Below are 16,861 nucleotides of genomic sequence, written 5' to 3' on the forward strand. Positions count from 1 at the left end.
GGATCGACTGGGACAGCACCCAGCTTTAAGTGAGGCATTCCCACGCGATCACGCAGCTTATTGATTGACATATCCAGATCGCCCTGCGTAATTGTACCCAATTCGGCCATTGCTTCGGCGTAGGTGAGCAAAGCCTCACCAAAACGCAATATGACAGCGGGCATCTCACCTTGGTTGTAAGCTTTACCAAGTAGGTCGTTGACATTGTAATTCTTAATGATATGATAACCCGTAGTAGACTTGACTCCGCCCCCTGGATTGCCTTCAAGACGGGGATAGGTACGGCCGTCATTCTGATCATACTGGTACTTCTCCGTTTCAGAAGGTCGCAAGGCTGTCTGACTCAGGCGGGGATCACGGTTTATAAAAACATCCTCGATCGTTTCGTCGCCCTTGTAGAGCGGAGAAAGCGAAATAGGCAAACCGTCGGTGCAGAGGTAATCATCTACAATGCTTTTGGTAAGCCCTCCCGAGTAGCCGCGGAAATAGTTAAGCGCGTGATTGGTAAATACACCGATCTTGTATTTGCGCCATTGGATGACTTCCGGATTACCCGTCAAGTCAAGCATCCGATGAGTAGCATTGTAGTCATTATGCGGATCGCCAGTTTTGTAAAGTCGGTAAGGGCCTTTCTCAATCAGTTCCTTGGAAGCCTTAGCCGCTTCTTCCAGCCACATCTTCGAGTCACCGATGCCATGGTACTTGTTGTAGGTACCTTCAAACAGACACACACGAGCTTTTACCAATAGGGCAGCCCAGCGATTCAGGCGGCCCGGCGCGTTCCCATCGCCCCAGTCGTTGGGTAGTTTGGTGCTGGCAAAGTTCAGGTCTTCCAGCACTTTCTTCATTACCTCGGCGCGGGGCGTACGTTTGGCAAACAACTCTTCGGAGTCGATATTCAACTCACGCTCCACGTAGGGGACATCGCCAAACTTGGTGACCTTCTCGGCGTAGAACCAGCCGCGCATCAGGCGGGCCTCGCCAATGTACTTATCTTTGGTAGCCTGGGAGATTTGGGCTTTGTTGTAGTTGCCCATACCCACATTGATGGCTCGCACGAAATTCCAGCCATCGTAGCCAAACCACTGATCGCCGCCGGACGTGTTGTGCATCCCGGCTCGTACCTGCTGAAAGCGGTTATGGCGCGCTACGCGCGGGGCCATGTTGTCCGTGAATTCATCTTGATTCCAGATGCTGGCGTAATGACTCCCAAACCCGTCATGGTGCCCGTGCAGAATGGGCACGTCGATGTCATCCCGGATAAGATTATACAGACTGTTGTTGTACACCGCCAGGTCATTCTCGGTGTTCCAGAAAGTCTCATTGGTGATCTGATCCAACGGATACCTTTCCAGGAAGTCGTCGTTACAGGCACTGACTGCCAGCACCATCACGCAGCCTAAGCCTAGTTTCAAAAGTATATTTTTCATTTTGTATTTGTTTGAATGTTTAAGAGTTGAAGAGTTGAAGGGTTGAAGCGGAACGCCCCATTTCGGTTTGAGAATTAATTAAACTCTTCAACCTTTCAACCCTAAACCAAATTCTTCCCTAAAATGACACATTGATTCCCAACGTACCGATCCGCTGCATGGGGTACTCGATACGTGTCGTCCGAATACTTTCGGGATCGAGGGGCTTGCGAATCTTGCTAAACTCGAACAGGTTCATCCCGGCAACGAACACCTGCGCCCGGCTCATGCCAATCCTGCCAAGTAGTTTGCTCGGCAGGTCGTAGGCCAACGTAATATTCTTGGCCCGAACGTAGGCGGCATTCTGCAGGAAGCGCGTCTGCCCATTCAGGTTTTTCTTGTCGTTGGTCGAGATATGAGCCGCTGGGAAATACGCGTTCGGATTCTCCGGCGTCCAGCTATCGGTGATAAAGTACCGCTCTACGTGTCCCGCGTTGAAGGGATAGAACCAAGTCCAGTTACCATTGCCGGGGAGATAATCGACTTTACCGATCCCCTGGAAGAAGGCGGTCAGCGAGAGTCCCTTCCAGGCTAGCCGGGTATTGATACCGAAGCTAAGGCGGGGTGTTTCGTTACCGATGATGCGACGATCACCGGGATCGTCCAGCGTGCCGTTACCGGGACTGATTTCTCCGTCGCCGTTCAAGTCGGCGTACTTGATGTCGCCTGCCTGCCAGCCATTGCCGAGGCGCGTCTGATCAGCGTGGTTGGCTACCTCGTCGTCCGTTTGGAAAATACCTTCGGTTTCGTAACCCCATATCTCACCGAGCTTCTGACCCACGTAAAAACGATTGTTGTTAGGCAGCGCATTGGTCGGATTTTCAAATTTCGTAATGGTTGCCTGGGCATCGGAGAGGGCTAGCGTTACGTCGTAGCTCCAGTCGCTCTTAATTTTGTCACGCCAAGTGAGAGATAACTCCCAGCCGCTTGTTCGCAGATCCGCCGCATTTTCTTTAGGTGCGCCGGTTCCAAGTAATACAGGATACGATACGTTCATCAACATATCTTTAGTATCGCGGTGATACATGTCGAATGACATATCCAGACGGCTTCTTAACAAAGTAATATCGATACCCAAGTTCTGGGAAGTCACCGACTCCCAGGTAAGCGATGGACTTACCAGTCCGGCTGCCGACACAAAAGGAATCCGACTATCATTGAACATATAAGGCGATGTACCTGTACCCATCGTAGAGACGTAAGGATAATAGTCATTGCCCAGTAGCTGGTTGCCCAGCGTACCGTAAGAGGCCCGGATTTTCAGGTTATCCAACCAGCTGTTGGTACCCGACATGAAGTTCTCTTCGCTAATTCTCCAGCCCGCCGAGAAAGAAGGGAAGAAACCAAAGCGACTGTCTTGGGGAAAGCGCGAAGAACCATCGTAACGGCCGTTGGCCTCAAAAAGGTAGCGATCATCGTAGTTGTACGTCAAGCGGTAGAATACGCCACGCAGTGATACGTGCGACTCGCTGCCATTCGTTTGCTGCACACCCGTGGTTGCACTAATGTCCGTAACGTTGGGCGTAATCAATTGTCTGGCCAACGCAATAACTCTGCGGTTTTGACCCAATTCCTGGTTGAAACCCACCATCGCCGAGACATTATTTTTGCCAAAAGTAGGCAGATCATACTGGGCGTAGGCATTCATGACGTAGTACTGATTGTAGCGATTATCGTTTTCGATCCAGTCGTCGCCACTGAATCCATTCGAGATGGGATTCGGGTTATTCAAATCGAAACTATTCAATACATTGATCTTACTTTTCACATCCTTAGCCATCTCGTTATAGATGTTGTAGGAGAAGTTCCCCTTTATCGTCAACCCTTTGAGGGGTGTGAGGGTAGCTCCCTGGGTCAACCATACATCGTTTCTCGTGAAAGTCGACCTTCCACCCTGTTCCAGATAGGGCAAGAAGTTTACCTGGTCGTTGTACATACCGATGTATTGAGCATACTGCTCGCGGTCGCCAGGAGTCTGGTAGAAGGGAAGATCAGGAAACTGAATCGGATTCAGTGGATTCACCCTGGCAAATGAGTTAATGTTTACATCCCAGTTGTAAAAGAAGGGCTTGTCGGAGTTTTGCGAGTTATAAACTACCTTAGAATCAAGGTTCAACCACTTGTTGACTTGGAAATCAGCCTTAGCCATCAAGTTATAACGCTTGAATTTTTCGTTGTTCTGACGTAAATATCCATCCTTGCTGTAACGTCCTAATGAGACCAGGAATCGGGCTTTCTCGCTACCTCCTGAGACAGAGAGATCCTGCTGGTCGGTAGGTGCGTAGTCGGTCAAAAGCCTGTTCGTATAGTCGTTGTAGCCATAAAACTGCAACTGGCCATTAACCACTCCCCAGGTGTTTTCCAGGGTCGGGTTCTCGGAGTACCTTTTGGTAGCAGCTACAAAGTCAGGATCATAGGAAGGAGCACCGTTAGTTCGCATGCTAGCCAGGTTCCGGGCCGTCACAAACTCGTAGGGATCGGTAACTGGATCTATGTTTAGGATGGGCTTAGCCAGCGAGAGTTGAGTGCTGAAATTCACACTAACCTTTCCCGCTTTTCCTCTTTTAGTCGTGATGAGTACCACCCCAAAGGCTGCCCGCGCTCCGTACACAGCGGCGGCGGAAGCATCCTTCAAAACACTAATGCTTTCGATATCATTGGGATTGATTCGATTGATGTCCATCGGCACATTGTCTACAAGAATCAGGGGCGAACCACCATTGATGGACTCGTATCCCCGGATATTGAAACTAGTGCCCTGCGAAGGGTCTCCGTTACGGACGGTAACATTCAGGTTAGGGATCACACCCTGAAGACCTTCACCCGCGTTAGCAATGGGGCGGTTCTCGAGTCGCTCGGCGCCAGCCACGCCCACAGATCCGGTCAGGTTGACCTTCTGCTGCGTACCGTAACCTACTACGACTACTTCATTAAGTACCTTATCTTCGATGGCAAGATTCATGTCGATGGTACTTTTGTTGCCTACGAGTATTTCCTTTGAGCCGTAGCCCACGAAGCTGTACACCAGTGTGGTGCTGTTGTTCGGCACGTTGATCTGGTACTTTCCTTTGCCGTCGGTAGTGGTACCGCGCGTGGTACCTTTTACTACTACGCTCACTCCCGGCAGTACGCCGCCATCCGCTTCGGTGACGGTACCCGACACCAGGCGATCCTGGGCCAGAGCCTGGGGCGGCAAGGCCGCGCCCACCACAAAAAACGCCAGCACGAGCGGCAGGGCCGTCGTGCGAAGGAGCTTTTGCAGTACGTTTTGATAGTGTACTTGTCTTTTCATAATCATGATTTATTGAGTTAAAAGTTATAGGCTGGTTATGATCGAACTGAACTTGTCTGCCAAAACAAATACAGCGGTTATATCTTTTTCGTTACATAGGCGTTGGGGATTTTAGGATGGGAAGATGTTTTAGTTGTGTAGTTTAGTTGATACGGGCTACGGTTTCTTTCACTACCTGCCTTATCTCGCGGTCTGTGATGGTGGGCCCCCGGCAATGCAGGGCCATTACGATTTCCCGAGCCAGCTTTACCTGGTAATTCATCTCGGGGTTTTCTTCCAGCCAATTGCTCCACATGCGGTAGTTTTCGCGGGTAGGAGCCAATATCCACTGCCGGAATGCTTCGTCCCAAACGAAGTCCTCGGCGCGGAAGTGACGGTAATGGTTCATGCAGTAACATTGGTTCTGCCCTTATATAGACGAGAACCACGGCGCGATACCATTACTTTTTATCTTTTTTTCTGAAAGAGTAGGATTTAATATCAGGTGTTTGGTACAGGCCCGACAGGCACTAAGCCCTTATGTGTCTGATTAACAACATCCTATATAACAAACTACTATTCGTCAAAAAGTACTACCTGCCGTATCGCATCTCCCTTCGCTAACCGTTCAAATCCTTCATTGATATCTTCAAGGCCGATCCGATGGGTGATAAGTTTATCGATGGGTAATCTATGCGTGCGATACAAATCCAAATAGTTAGGGATATCACGCTGGGCCACACAACTTCCCAGGTATGATCCCTTCAGACTTTTCTCCATTCCGACCAACATTGCAGGTGAAATACTCAATCTGGCATCGGGATGGGGCAATGCTGCCGTAACGGTGGTACCACCTCGCTTAGTAGCTTCATAAGCAAAGTCCAAGGCTGAAATTACCCCCGCAAACTCAACCGCAATATCAACCCCCCCGCCGGTCGAGTCTTTTAGCTCTTCTAAAGCTTCGGGACGCGAAGAATCAATTACTTGGTGAGCACCGAGATCAAGCGCTTTTTGCCTTTTCGATGGGTTAATATCTGCTCCAATAACCCGTCGGGCACCAGCTGCGTGTGCCGCCATGATAGCCGAAAGACCAACCCCACCCAGGCCAACCACTAGCACGGTGTCACCCAGCTTTACCTGAGCGGTATTAACAACCGCCCCGACCCCGGTCATCACCGCACAGCCGAATAGTGCTGCGATGTCAAAGGGAATATCGTCTTCAATTTTGACTAAGGAATTTACGGATGCTACACTGTATTCTGCAAAACCCGACACTCCCAAATGGTGGTGATAATATTCCTGACCTTTTTTAATACGCTTGTATCCTCCCAATAATACTCCCTCGCTGTTGGCTTTGGATCCCGGATCGCAAAGGGCAGCTTTGCCGGTAGCACAGTTCAGGCAATGACCGCAGGAAGGTAAGAAAGAAAAAACTACATGATCACCGACCTTCAGGCGGTCTACTCCCTTTCCCAGCTCTACAACTTCTCCGCTAGCCTCATGACCTAGCACCATCGGCAACGGACGCGGGCGATTTCCGTTTATCACCGACAGATCGGAGTGGCACAAACCGGCGGCCCTTATTTTTACCACCACTTCGTTAAATCCCGGGGGTTCCAGCTCGAGTTCTTCTATCTTCAGGGGAAGGACGGTATCATAAGGCCTATCCAATGTCATTTCGTGAAGTACTGCTGCTCTGGTCTTCATTGCATTCTCTTTTTATAATAACTAAGTTGTTTTCAGTCTATTGTTTCATCCTTTGTTTCTGCTGCTGAGAACCCAACCATATCCTTGCCGTGTATCAATAAGGTTAATAAGATGCCTGCGGCAAATGCCCAGGCCGCCCCTTTGATAACCAAAATTCCGGCGATTACCCCGGCAATACCTAAATCTTTCTGATTTTTAGCTTCCAGAATACCGATGCGCACACTTACGTATCCCTGCACCAATAGTGTCAGCGCTAACGCTACCCCAAGAATGGGTTTGACCAAACTGACTACCGGCAATAGAAGCAGACCAGTATTGGTCCCCCAGCGAAAGGATCCTGCCCCTCCGAAGATAGAATTCATCGCTTCCTTTCCTTGTTTATATCGCTCCACGATCACTACGTGCATGGCTGCCCATAAGGGACCACACATCACTACATCAGGGCCGAAAATACTCATGAACAGATTTCGGCCGCCGAATATCTGGTGCGCCCGGTTAGAATCGTAGTCGATGCTTTCGTCGGGCCGTAGCTGATCCGCTTCTTCCAGTATCGCTTGACTTTGCAGTACGTCGCCAAACAACACAATGTAAGTCGCCAAAACGGTAGGGATAGCTGCCAGGAAGACCGAAATAGGCGGGAATCCAACGCCGAAAACGGTATACCGACTGAACAGGGTAGAAAAGTCAGGATCGGTAATGCCCCATTCCAGATCGGGCCAGGGGGTTTCCTGTAGTAGTGGAGCAATGATGACGGCCAACATAATGATGGGAAAAATTCCGAGCTTGCCGATTGTTCTCCACAACCTACCCTTTCTCATTAACTGCTTAAAGTGATCGGAAAAGATCAGGTAAAATGCGATCCCTACACAGATCGTAACCGTCATTGGAAACTGATCGAAGCGCCCCCCTTCTTCCATTACAGAGGCGACGGCCGCAATACCGGCACCTAATATTATACCTGATTTGATCGCCGATGGTATCGTTGTCACTACTTTAGCGGCCAGTTTGGTAACCCCCAGAAATATAGACAATACCCCCAGCATCATCTGGAAGGCAATTAAGGCATGTACTCGGTCTACGCCCTGCGGGTAAGACTCTACATAAAGTATCAGCAACGGAATTGCCGGGGTAATCCATCCGGGCACCACCGGATCGCCCAGCAGGTGGTGGGTTAGATATAGTAGCCCATTCAATATCACCACGGCAATAGCAGCCTCAAAGGGCATACCGAGGAGCTCCATCATCAGTGGAATGGCTGCCATATCAACAGCGCACATGAGCAACCCCTGCAGGTAATCCGGCAGTTCAAACCGATAGTGAATAAAGGGGAGCCGTAATTTGAAGGGCCCTAACGGCGTATAGGGGGCTTCATGGTTAGGTAGACGCTGTTGCCATTTTCTCATTGAGAGTACGCCGTGTTTGTCAGTTTTCTTAATTGCTAATTTTCAACGCTGAACTCGTATACCGAGCTGGTCTGATAGAACTCTCAGGTCACTTTGAAGCAGGTTTACTTTGTTTGGTGATAATTTCAATTTCCATCTGGTTCCACTTGTAATAGGTGCTGTGATTGTTGCCGGCATCCGACCAGATCAATACCATCTTCTTTCCACCGTTGCTAATCCACTTTGGGCTCAATTTGAAGCCATACGTTCGATTGTCCTTACTATCAGGATAGAAGTAATCATCGTAATAAAACTGATTCCAGGGTCCCCAGGGATTTTTGGCGTACCAAAACCCGATGCTGGCCGGATACTTACAGTCTGAACACCAACCGTCCCAGAATTTTTTCCCAGGGTCACTGATGCCATAACTGACCATTAGGTAAAGATCCAGCCCTTCGTTATAGACCACGCTCGGGAACCAGGAGGCCCACATCCATTCTTGGTTCTCTCCGGCGGCTGGGTATTCAAGATTTACCCCTCTTTGATTCATGTCATCAGTCCATTCGGCCCGTTCACCGTTCCAATTCTTGAAGTATTCGTATTTTGATTTATCGAGAATATGGTCTCTGTGAACCCGGATCATACTCAGGTTTCGGGGTTCGTGCTGCTCGGGGGAATACATATAGACATAATCATCTTTGGCCGCCTCGTTATTTTTTCCGTTTTGACAGAAGGCAATCCAGTTAAAAGCATAGGCATCCCGGTCGATATGATACTGAGGATCCTCTTTGTAAAAAAAGAATGAACTCGAGTCAGTATCCAAATACCTGGCCTGCGTTTCCAGTTTGCCATTCCAGCGGTAAAAAGATTTCCCTAAATCCTTAGTGTAAAGCAATCGGTTGGCAACCGGTCGTCGATACCAGGTATCAGATTCACTCTTCCAGAGCCACACGTAAACAGTACTGTCTACCGAAACTGTCCCGTAGCCATAAAAGGGCGATATTGCCTGGTTGAGAGGATAACCGGGCATTTTCTTGACATCCTCCTTTCCGAAGTTTTGATCACCGGCAATTTGAAGAAACATAGCTCCTTCCATATCGGGATTTCCTACTAATTTCTCCTCTGTACCCCACCAGCCATTACCGTCATCCAACATGGTGTAAACATTGTCGTCTGCGGCCCAGGTCTGGCACCAGTTGTCTCCGAAATTCCCCTTTCGGGCAAGCGTAGTTGTATCAAACTTTACCCCAATAGGTATCTCCTGAGCCAATGCTGGTTGTACGAAGCCTACCGTAAGCAATAGACAGAGCAAGCCGCCTGAGTAGCACCAAGACCCCTGCTCTGCGAGGGCAAAAATATTGGTACAAATACCAATGTGATTCCATTGTGCTTGCATAATTTGATATGCTGTATTAAAGAGCTTCGTTAGGTTTATCGAACATTTCAAAAATCAGCTCTTGACAGCCTTCTGTTGAAGGATATTGGGCAACTAGGCCTCTGATTGACAATACACTGCAACTGCAAATAGAAAAAGGTTAGCAGTTTTTTTCAAGTTAGCGGTATCTCAAATTCGGCTTCCCAATATTTTTTGAGTTTTCTTAACGCCATTTGCAATAAATTGGAGACGGTTTGCGGGGCGATGTCCATCACCATCGCGACTTGGCACCGGCTGAGGTCTTGGTAGAATTTCAGGTAGATAACCTCTTTTTGGCGGAGGGGAAGTTCGTCGAGCAGCGTTTTGAGTTGCTCGCTGAGCAGACGCGCGGATTCACGCTGGATATATCTTTTCTCCACGGAAAACTCGATTCGTACTAGCGTATGATTTGAAGAGTCAGACTGAGGATCCAGCACCTGCGGTAGTTTTTCTGCCGCCCGGTGCATCATCCGCCGCAGCGAGGCCATGAGGTAAGGCTTGGGCGGGATGTCGGCGTTCAAGCTGTCGCGCCGCTCCCAAACGTGCAGGAAAAGGTCTTGAATGCAATCCCTGACAAAACCCTGGTCGGAGGAGAATTTGAGCCCATAGTGAAACAGGGAGCGGTACTGGGCGATCATTAGTTGCTCGAAGGCAGCGGCGTCACCGTTCAGCATCCTCCGCCACAGCAAGGCTTCACTCGCCCTGGCGCAAAGGGGCGTGTTTATTGATTTACCCTCATTTTGGAGCGTGAGTAACGTATTTTCCATAGGCACTCGTCAGTATCGGAGTCGTTGACTTTTAGCAGATCAGGTGCTTGTACTACAGAAAAGGGGCGGTTAGGGTGGGTTTACTGGTTTTTGGGGAATCTTTGTCGCTCGCTCTCCAAATACAAGGTGTCAGGGCAAAAATCCAATTCGTTGTCCCACACTACGGTTCCATTGAAAACCCTCACCGTATTGAAGACTTTTTTTTCTTTCAACTCAGAAAATACTCCCATCTCAAAATAAGGACCGACATCGAATTTTCGGCACTCATTATTCGTGAATTCAAGCTGTAGGTATTGGCCATTCAGAGGCGTCACCTTTTTCACTCTTGGGTTCATAGTGTTAGGGCTTCAATGATATTCCTCAACTTGCCGCAATACTGTTTCTTTGAGTTTATCGCCAATCCAGATCCCCTGCGCTTGTAAGTCATCGACCAAAGGCCCTAACTTGTCGATTAGGCCCATTTCCTTCGCTTTAATCAGAACCCCCAAAGTACCTGTCACTTTCAGGCTGGCTTGTTTCGCTATTTTTTGGCCCAGAACTTCGTCAATTATTACCAATCGAGCTTCCAGTTCGGAAGCAATCGCTATCACCTCAGCCTCCCCAACATCCAGTTCAGCTAAGTTTGTTAATAACTTTTTTTCTTTGACAGCCTTGATCGCTATCCACGACAAGTCTGTCAAATCTATATAGTAGGACTTATTTCTGCCTTTTTCTAATTCTTCAAATACCGCCTCAGGAATAGTTACAGTACCGTACACCTGTTCCAAAATCTCTAAACGGTCGATTTTCATCAACGAGATAAGTGGTGTCGTATTCGAGACTATTTCATGCATTCAAGATGTCTTCTTCCAGTTCATCGAAACCATTAAAATTAAAAATCGACACCTGGTATTTGCCGAGTACTTCCAGAAAGTCGATGCGGTCTATTCCCAGAATTTTGGCCGCCCGTCCCGAAGACAGCTTTCCCAATTCGTAAAGCTTCACCAAAGAAACTATTTTCATTTCATGCTCGAACTCCCTGTTGGGCAAGTTCAGGAACTTAGCGAGCGATTGGGGGTAGTTTATGGATAGTTGCTTTTCCATTTTCCTGATTCTTTTATAAAATAACGTGCGACCGATACAGGTTCAACGAACTTTCTACCACCAAATGTGTATGATTTTGGCAATTACACCTCATCGCACCCCAAATGTCACGCTGCCCCACAGGCTCTGCCAATCGGCCTTATCATCGCCCGTCAGCCGCACCATGTGCACACTGCTGAGCATATAGGAGGCCTTGCCTTTCTTGGTCAGTGCGAAGGTGGCCTCGCCCTTGGCGTCCGTTTGCTGGAATTCCACTTCCGTTTTTCCATTGACGCGTCGCCAACAGCGCACCATGGCGTTAGCGAGGGGCTTTTGGTTGTAGATAATTCGGCAGGAGAGCGGAGAGTTGGGCTTCATGGCGTAAGGATTTTGCAACGGGATGATGTCCAAATCCACGCCCGTGGGCTGAGTGGGTAAATCATTGGTGGCAGTACCGACCTGCATGATCGTTTTGGCGCAGCGCCGGTAGAATTCGCGTCCTATTTTTTGTTGCTCGCCGTTTTTTTGGCGGTAATCAATGGCCAACTGTAAACCATCTTCTTTCAAATAGCCCTCAAATTTCTCGGCTTCCAGTTCGATAAAAGAGTTGTTGGTTTCCAGTACCAGCATCTGAGTACCAGCCTGTTCTATTTTGAAGGCGGGCGGCTCCACCTGTGCGTCGCTTTGCTGGATGGTAGCAGTCAGGTTCTGCTCACCTTTGCTGGTCAACAATCGCAGCCGTTCGACGCGGCGACTGCCGCCGCCCCAGCGTTCGCCCATATAATCTTCCCCAACCTGAATTTTCCAGGCCAGTTTATCCCCGACTTTGGGAAAGAAATTTTCGGGAAAAATCCAGAATTCGTGCGCCAGGGCAGTGGCCGCAGTAGCAATCAGGAGAAAAGCGAGTATGCGTAGTTTCATGTAAAAATGAGTTTTGAAGTGGGAAAGATAGATAATTATCGCCTTGTAGCGGAATAATTACGCCAAAAGCAGTACGTGGGGATTGAATTTGGCTTTGTTAGTTTTGGAAGGGGGCAAAGACACAAAGGCACAAAGGCACAAAGGCACAAAGGCAAAGTGGTTCGTCTTGAGCAAAGTTCCTCGGTAAATTCTACACCCTAAACAAATCAACAATTACACGATTACACGATTCAACAATAATTAAAAAAATTTGTCTACTAACGAAAACACCCCACAAGTCCTGCCCGTCGGTACGACGCTCGACCGCTACATTATGCACCGTCAGTACGCCTTCGCCTTCGCGACGGGGGAATTATCGCAACTGCTACGCGACATCGCACTGGCGGGCAAGATCGTCCACCGGGAAGTCAACCGCGCTGGACTCATCGACCTGGGCGGAGAGGCGGGCCAACAAAACGTGCAGGGCGAAAATCAGCAAAAGCTGGATGTAATTGCCGACGTGCGCTTCCGCCGGGCCCTGACCAATGGCGGCGAGGTCTGCGCCCTGATTTCGGAAGAAGAGGAAGGAATTATTTTTACCGGAAATAATAAGGGCAAGTACGTGATCGCCATCGACCCGTTGGATGGCTCGTCCAACATCGACGTTAATGTGTCCATAGGGACTATTTTTTCGATTTATCGCCGCGTGACGCCCGTGGACACCGAACCAACGATCGAAGATTTTATGCAGGGCGGACAGGAGCAGGTCGCGGCGGGCTACATTCTGTTTGGCTCTTCGACCATGCTGGTCTATACGACGGGGCATAGCGTCAATGGTTTTACCTACGATTCGTCGCTGGGGGAATTCATTCTCTCGCACCCCAATATAAAGAGTCCGAAGAACGGCAGCATTTATTCCTACAACGATGGCAATCTGGACGATTTCAGCGAACCGATTAAAAAGTACCTCTCGGCCTGTCGGGAAAGGCAGTACTCGGCCCGCTACATCGGCTCGCTGGTCGCAGACTTTCACCGCAACCTTTTAAAGGGCGGGATTTACCTCTACCCTTCTACCCCAAAAAACCCCGATGGTAAGCTACGGCTGCTCTACGAATGCTACCCGCTGGCGTTCATCGCGGGCATCACGGGCTGTTTGGCCGTCAACGACACCGAAGCAATTTTAAATATAAAACCTACCTCCATGCACCAGCGTACGCCGTTTTACATCGGTGCGCCGGAAATGGTGGAGGAACTAATGGGGCACTTTTAAAGAAACATGAACAGAAGACCTTTCATTAAATCACTCGGCTTGGGCGGCGTGGCCGCTTTCGGCAGTTTCACCCCGTATGCCCCCACCAATCGCCAAATCTGGCTGGCCAATCTTGACAAACTGGCCAAACCCGTACTGGAAAATTTGGCTAATGACACGTTGAAGACCAATATGCCCGTCGAAGGCAAGACCAAAGACCGCCCGGAATATACGCACTTGGAAGCCATAGGTCGCCTGCTGGCGGGAATTTGCCCCTGGCTCAATCAAACGGAATTCTCGGACGACGCCGAAAAGAAAATGCGGGACAAGTACTTTGCCCTGACGCTCAAGGCCCTCGACAATGCCACTAATCCAAAGGCCAAAGATTTCCTGAATTACAACAAAGGCGCGCAGCCAGTGGTGGATGCCTCTTTCCTGGCCAACGGCCTCATTCGAGCACCCAAAGTTTGGGAAGCACTTTCCGATACGGTCAAGAACAATGTAGTCAAAGCTTTCCTGAGCAGTCGCGCCATTCGCCCCGGCTTCAACAACTGGCTGCTTTTCAGCGCGATGATCGAGACATTTTTTGCTAAGTACGGCTACGAATACGACCGAATGCGCATCGACTACGCCCTGCGGCAGCACGAGCAATGGTACAAGGGTGACGGGATCTACGGCGACGGCCCGAATTTTCATTGGGATTACTACAACAGCTACGTTATTCAACCCTACTTGTACGATATTCTAGAAGCCATCGTACCGAAAGAAAAAGTCTATGAAAAAATGGCCGAAGACGTAACCAAGCGGGCCATCCGCTACGCCGCCATTCAGGAGCGCCTGATTTCGCCGGAAGGTACTTTTCCAATCATTGGACGCTCCATCGCCTACCGCGCCGGGGCTTTTCAGCATTTGGCCAATATGGCTCTGGTAAAAAAGCTGCCCAAAGAAGTCACTCCCGCCCAAGTACGTTCGGCTCTCACGGCAGTCATCCAGCGCACCACCGAAAGCCCCGATACCTACGACGCCAAAGGCTGGCTGCAAATCGGCGTCCACGGCCACCAACCCGCCATCGGCGAAACCTACATTTCGACCGGAAGCCTATATCTTTGCGCCACGGTACTTTTACCGCTGGGACTACCCGCCTCCAACCCCTTCTGGTCGGCCCCCGCCACCGACTGGACCGCCAAAAAAGTGTGGGGCGGCAAAGACATTCCCAACGACCACGCGCTTTATTAGCCCGATTCGACGCTTCAATCGGCTGTCGGCAAAAAATATTCTATCATTCACTCATTCTATCATTCACAATTGAAAAAAACCGTCCGCTACCAATTAATGTCCATGATGTTCATGCAGTTCTTCGTATGGGGCGCGTGGTATGGCCAAATGAGCAAGTACCTCTTCACCCAGCTCGACGCCACGGGCGACCAGGTGGGTAATGCCTACACGGCTTTTTCGTTGGCCATGCTTATCGCGCCTTTCTTCGTTGGCATGATCGCCGACCGCTATTTTGCGGCCCAGAAAGTGCTGGGAGTTTTGAATTTGCTTGGTGCAGCTATCTTATTTTACGTCACGCAGATTCAGGATGCCGACACCTTCTTCTGGGTCATGCTGGGCTACTGTCTATCGTTCGCACCTTGCATTTCCCTCACCACTTCGATTGCTATGCGGCAGATGACCAATCCCGAAGAGAATTTTCCGGCCATCCGCGTGATGGGTACGGTTGCCTGGATCGTCGTGACCAACATCGTTGGTTTTATGAACATCGGCGACAATGTCATGATTTTCCAACTCGCGATGGTGTCAGCCATCGTGCTGGGTCTTTTTTCGTTCACGCTGCCCGACACGCCGCCTACCGCCACAGGCAAAGCAACCTTCGGCCAGATCCTGGGGACAGATTCGTTCGTCCTTTTCAAAAGTCGCTCCTTCGTCATTTTCTTCCTGGCATCCATCGCCATTTGCATTCCCCTTTCCTTTTACTACGCGATGGCCAACCCCTCGCTGACCGACTCGGGCATGACCTACGTCGAAAACAAGATGTCGCTGGGGCAGGCTTCGGAAGTTATTTTCATGCTGCTGATTCCATTGGCGTTTCGTAAGCTGGGCATCAAATGGATGTTGGCCGCCGGACTCATCGCCTGGATCGTCCGCTTCGTTTTGTTCGGCTACGGTGACGGCGGCTCGGGCGAGTGGATGCTCTACATCGCCATTCTGCTGCACGGCATTTGCTTCGATTTCTTCTTCGTGACCGGACAAATTTATACCGACATGAAAGCCGGAACCAACATTAAAGGCCAGGCGCAGGGGCTGATCACGCTCGCCACCTACGGCATTGGCATGGGCATCGGCTCCAAGTTAGCGGGCATCGTTACAGAAATGTACACCGTCAACGACGTGAAGGACTGGACGTCGATTTGGATGGTGCCTGCCGCCATTGCTGGCGTGGTATTGGTGTTGTTTTTGCTATTGTTCAATGATAAAAAAGCGGAAGCGGCTGTGGCGACGGGGGAAGTGGTAGTTTAGTTGACATTGGACATTGGACAAAATCAACTGGTCAGCTTTGTTTATTCAAATATCCAAAAAAGCTCTGTCGCTTTGTGCCTTTGGAACTTTGGAACTTTGCTTCTAAAAATAAAACTATGCGCCTAGTACTCCTACTTCTCCTACTTCCTGCTTTCATCCAAGCCCAAACCAGAAAACCGAATATCGTCATTCTCCTTAGCGATGATCAGGGTTGGGGCGATTTGAGCGTGAGCGGAAACAAGAATATTCATACGCCCAATATCGACGGCATCGCCAAAAACGGCGCTATTTTCGATCGCTTCTATGTGCAGCCCGTTTGCTCCCCTACTCGTGCCGAACTACTCACCGGGCGGTACCACACGCGTATGGGTGTCCGTAGCACCTCCGAAGGTGGCGAGCGCTTTAATTTGGACGAAACGACTATTGCCGATGCCTTCAAAAAGGCAGGTTACGCTACGGCGGCTTACGGCAAGTGGCATAGTGGCATGCAGTACCCCTACCACCCCAACGCGCGGGGCTTCGATGACTACTACGGTTTTTGCTCCGGCCATTGGGGCGATTATTTCAGTCCGATGCTGGAACACAATGGCGCGATTACGCAGGGTGAAGGTTTTTTGGTGGACGACCTGACCGACCACGCGATGGCTTTTATGGAGAAAAATAAAGACCAGCCTTTTCTCGTGTACGTACCTTACAACACGCCTCACGCGCCGATGCAGGTACCCGACCGCTGGTGGGATGAATTCAAAAATAAGCCGCTGGCTATGCGGGCGGAAGACGGACTGGAGGAAGACCTCGATTTCACCCGCGCGGCCCTAGCGATGTGCGAGAATATCGACTGGAACGTCGGGCGAATTGTGCAAAAATTGCAGGATTTGAAATTGGAGGACGACACCATCATCCTCTATTTTAGTGATAACGGCCCCAATTCTTATCGCTGGAATGGCGGAATGAAAGGCAGAAAAGGCTCGACCGACGAAGGTGGTGTTCGCTCACCGCTGGTGATGCAGTACCCTAAAATGATTCAGCGGGGAACGAAAATTCAGGAAATCACGAGTGTCATCGACCTGCTGCCCACGCTGGTGGACATGGCGGGTATCAGCTTTCAGCCACCCAAGCC

The 16,861-nt window shown here is 49.9% G+C and carries 15 protein-coding genes; 4 read left to right on the forward strand and 11 right to left on the reverse strand.

What is annotated here, in order from left to right; genetic code table 11:
- The 11 genes from ACEW8P_RS16705 to ACEW8P_RS16755 form a co-directional block, all read right to left on the reverse strand.
- The coding region (locus ACEW8P_RS16705; protein WP_373514211.1) for a RagB/SusD family nutrient uptake outer membrane protein at window positions 1–1,430 on the reverse strand (1,430 nt) is incomplete at its 3' end.
- Between the two features lie 118 nt (window positions 1,431–1,548).
- Window positions 1,549–4,761 carry a SusC/RagA family TonB-linked outer membrane protein gene (locus tag ACEW8P_RS16710; protein ID WP_373514212.1) on the reverse strand — a complete coding sequence of 1,071 codons (3,213 nt, stop codon included), beginning with the start codon at window positions 4,759–4,761 and terminating at the stop codon, window positions 1,549–1,551.
- 142 nt (window positions 4,762–4,903) lie between these two features.
- Window positions 4,904–5,149, reverse strand: a complete 246-nt coding sequence (locus tag ACEW8P_RS16715; RefSeq protein WP_373514213.1) for a hypothetical protein — start codon at window positions 5,147–5,149, stop codon at window positions 4,904–4,906.
- 167 nt (window positions 5,150–5,316) lie between these two features.
- Window positions 5,317–6,447 (reverse strand): zinc-dependent alcohol dehydrogenase family protein, encoded by a 1,131-nt coding sequence (locus ACEW8P_RS16720; RefSeq protein ID WP_373514214.1) that lies wholly within the window; start codon window positions 6,445–6,447, stop codon window positions 5,317–5,319.
- Between the two features lie 32 nt (window positions 6,448–6,479).
- A complete protein-coding gene (locus tag ACEW8P_RS16725) occupies window positions 6,480–7,850 on the reverse strand; it encodes a hypothetical protein (RefSeq protein WP_373514215.1) in 1,371 nt (456 codons plus the stop codon).
- An 88-nt stretch (window positions 7,851–7,938) separates the two neighbouring features.
- Complete coding sequence (locus ACEW8P_RS16730; RefSeq protein ID WP_373514216.1) at window positions 7,939–9,225, reverse strand: hypothetical protein; 1,287 nt, start codon at window positions 9,223–9,225, stop codon at window positions 7,939–7,941.
- A gap of 152 nt (window positions 9,226–9,377) precedes the next feature.
- A complete protein-coding gene (locus ACEW8P_RS16735) occupies window positions 9,378–10,010 on the reverse strand; it encodes an RNA polymerase sigma factor (protein ID WP_373514217.1) in 633 nt (210 codons plus the stop codon).
- An 80-nt stretch (window positions 10,011–10,090) separates the two neighbouring features.
- Window positions 10,091–10,345, reverse strand: coding sequence for a DUF2442 domain-containing protein (locus tag ACEW8P_RS16740; RefSeq protein ID WP_373514218.1), 255 nt, complete (start codon window positions 10,343–10,345; stop codon window positions 10,091–10,093).
- A gap of 12 nt (window positions 10,346–10,357) precedes the next feature.
- The gene (locus tag ACEW8P_RS16745) at window positions 10,358–10,801 is read right to left on the reverse strand and encodes a DUF3368 domain-containing protein (protein WP_373514219.1); all 444 of its coding nucleotides are present in this window, start codon (window positions 10,799–10,801) and stop codon (window positions 10,358–10,360) included.
- A gap of 34 nt (window positions 10,802–10,835) precedes the next feature.
- Window positions 10,836–11,093: a UPF0175 family protein gene (locus tag ACEW8P_RS16750; protein ID WP_373514220.1), complete on the reverse strand. Its 258-nt coding sequence runs from the start codon at window positions 11,091–11,093 to the stop codon at window positions 10,836–10,838.
- A gap of 90 nt (window positions 11,094–11,183) precedes the next feature.
- Window positions 11,184–11,993, reverse strand: coding sequence for a DUF4198 domain-containing protein (locus ACEW8P_RS16755; protein WP_373514221.1), 810 nt, complete (start codon window positions 11,991–11,993; stop codon window positions 11,184–11,186).
- A gap of 250 nt (window positions 11,994–12,243) precedes the next feature.
- Here ACEW8P_RS16755 and fbp point away from each other — a divergent pair, with 250 nt between their 5' ends.
- The 4 genes from fbp to ACEW8P_RS16775 all read left to right on the forward strand — a co-directional run.
- Window positions 12,244–13,242, forward strand: coding sequence for a class 1 fructose-bisphosphatase (gene fbp, locus ACEW8P_RS16760; protein WP_373514222.1), 999 nt, complete (start codon window positions 12,244–12,246; stop codon window positions 13,240–13,242).
- A gap of 6 nt (window positions 13,243–13,248) precedes the next feature.
- Window positions 13,249–14,457 carry a DUF2264 domain-containing protein gene (locus ACEW8P_RS16765; protein WP_373514223.1) on the forward strand — a complete coding sequence of 403 codons (1,209 nt, stop codon included), beginning with the start codon at window positions 13,249–13,251 and terminating at the stop codon, window positions 14,455–14,457.
- 69 nt (window positions 14,458–14,526) lie between these two features.
- A complete protein-coding gene (locus ACEW8P_RS16770) occupies window positions 14,527–15,741 on the forward strand; it encodes an MFS transporter (protein ID WP_373514224.1) in 1,215 nt (404 codons plus the stop codon).
- A gap of 116 nt (window positions 15,742–15,857) precedes the next feature.
- Window positions 15,858–16,861 (forward strand): sulfatase-like hydrolase/transferase (locus tag ACEW8P_RS16775; protein ID WP_373514225.1); only part of this gene is annotated, 1,004 nt, incomplete at its 3' end.

Origin of the sequence: Persicitalea sp., assembly GCF_041751555.1 — a bacterium.
GTDB lineage: Bacteria > Bacteroidota > Bacteroidia > Cytophagales > Spirosomataceae > Persicitalea.

Coding starts and splice junctions, on each gene's coding strand:
- ACEW8P_RS16710 (WP_373514212.1), bottom strand. CDS start 4,761: ATGAAAAGACAAGTACACTATCAAAACGTACTGCAAAAGCTCCTTCGC.
- ACEW8P_RS16715 (WP_373514213.1), bottom strand. CDS start 5,149: ATGAACCATTACCGTCACTTCCGCGCCGAGGACTTCGTTTGGGACGAA.
- ACEW8P_RS16720 (WP_373514214.1), bottom strand. CDS start 6,447: ATGAAGACCAGAGCAGCAGTACTTCACGAAATGACATTGGATAGGCCT.
- ACEW8P_RS16725 (WP_373514215.1), bottom strand. CDS start 7,850: ATGAGAAAATGGCAACAGCGTCTACCTAACCATGAAGCCCCCTATACG.
- ACEW8P_RS16730 (WP_373514216.1), bottom strand. CDS start 9,225: ATGCAAGCACAATGGAATCACATTGGTATTTGTACCAATATTTTTGCC.
- ACEW8P_RS16735 (WP_373514217.1), bottom strand. CDS start 10,010: ATGGAAAATACGTTACTCACGCTCCAAAATGAGGGTAAATCAATAAAC.
- ACEW8P_RS16740 (WP_373514218.1), bottom strand. CDS start 10,345: ATGAACCCAAGAGTGAAAAAGGTGACGCCTCTGAATGGCCAATACCTA.
- ACEW8P_RS16745 (WP_373514219.1), bottom strand. CDS start 10,801: ATGAAAATCGACCGTTTAGAGATTTTGGAACAGGTGTACGGTACTGTA.
- ACEW8P_RS16750 (WP_373514220.1), bottom strand. CDS start 11,093: ATGGAAAAGCAACTATCCATAAACTACCCCCAATCGCTCGCTAAGTTC.
- ACEW8P_RS16755 (WP_373514221.1), bottom strand. CDS start 11,993: ATGAAACTACGCATACTCGCTTTTCTCCTGATTGCTACTGCGGCCACT.
- ACEW8P_RS16765 (WP_373514223.1), top strand. CDS start 13,249: ATGAACAGAAGACCTTTCATTAAATCACTCGGCTTGGGCGGCGTGGCC.